The following is a 1,181-nucleotide window of genomic DNA, read 5'->3' as shown; positions in this document are numbered from 1 at the left end:
ACGCGTTCGATCGCGATCGCGATGCCCTGACCGACGCCGATGCACATCGTGCACAGCGCATAGCGGCCGTTCGTGCGATGCAGCTGATACATCGCGGTCGTCACGAGCCGCGCGCCCGATGCGCCGAGCGGGTGTCCGAGCGCGATCGCGCCGCCGTTCGGGTTCACGCGCGGATCGTCGTGCGCGACGCCCAAGAGGCGCAGCACCGCGAGCCCCTGCGACGCGAACGCCTCGTTCAGCTCGATCACGTCGAACTGGTCGATCGTCATCCCGAGCCGCGCGAGCAGCTTCTGCGTCGCCGGCGCCGGGCCGATCCCCATCACCCGCGGCTCGACGCCCGCCGTCGCGATCCCGAGCACGCGCGCCCGCGGCGCCAGCCCGTGACGCCGCGCATCCGCCTCGCTCGCGAGCAGCAGCGCGCACGCGCCGTCGTTCACCCCCGACGCGTTGCCCGCCGTCACCGTGCCGTCCGGCCGCACGACGCCCTTCAGCTTCGCGAGCGCGTCGAGCGACGTCTCGCGCGGATGCTCGTCGCGCGCCACGACGACCGGCTCGCCTTTCCTCTGCGCAATCGTCACCGGCACGATCTCCTGCGCCAGCGTGCCGTCCTGCTGCGCGCGCGCCGCCTTCTGCTGGCTGCGCAACGCGAACGCGTCCTGGTCGGCGCGACTGACGCGGTAGTCGGTCGCGACGTTCTCGGCCGTCTCCGGCATCGAATCGACGCCGTATTGCTGTTTCATCAGCGGATTGACGAAGCGCCAGCCGATCGTCGTGTCGAAGATCTCGGCCTGACGCGAAAACGCGCTCGTCGCCTTGCCCGTCACGAACGGCGCGCGGCTCATGCTCTCGACGCCGCCCGCGATCATGAGGCCCGCTTCGCCCGCCTTGATCGCGCGCGCGGCGACGCCGATCGCGTCCATCCCGGAGCCGCAGAGGCGGTTGATCGTCGCGCCGGGCAGGCCAAGCGGCAGGCCGGCGAGCAGCAGCGACATCCGCGCGACGTTGCGGTTGTCTTCGCCGGCCTGGTTCGCGCAGCCGTAGATCACGTCGTCGACGGCGGCCCAGTCGACGCCGCGGTTGCGCTCGACGAGCGCCTTGAGCGGCACCGCGCCGAGGTCGTCGGCCCGCACCGGGGCCAGGGCGCCGCCATAGCGGCCGATGGGCGTGCGGATTGCGTCGCA

Annotated in this window: 1 protein-coding gene; it reads right to left on the bottom strand. The window is 72.1% G+C overall.

Annotated elements, in window-relative coordinates; translation table 11 throughout:
- On the bottom strand, positions 1–1,181 hold a 1,181-nt coding region (gene pcaF, locus WS69_RS15955), incomplete at both ends, for a 3-oxoadipyl-CoA thiolase (RefSeq protein ID WP_059471702.1).

This window comes from Burkholderia sp. BDU5 (assembly GCF_001522845.1).
Lineage (GTDB): Bacteria > Pseudomonadota > Gammaproteobacteria > Burkholderiales > Burkholderiaceae > Burkholderia > Burkholderia mayonis.
This window is presented reverse-complemented; position numbering and strand designations above follow the sequence as displayed.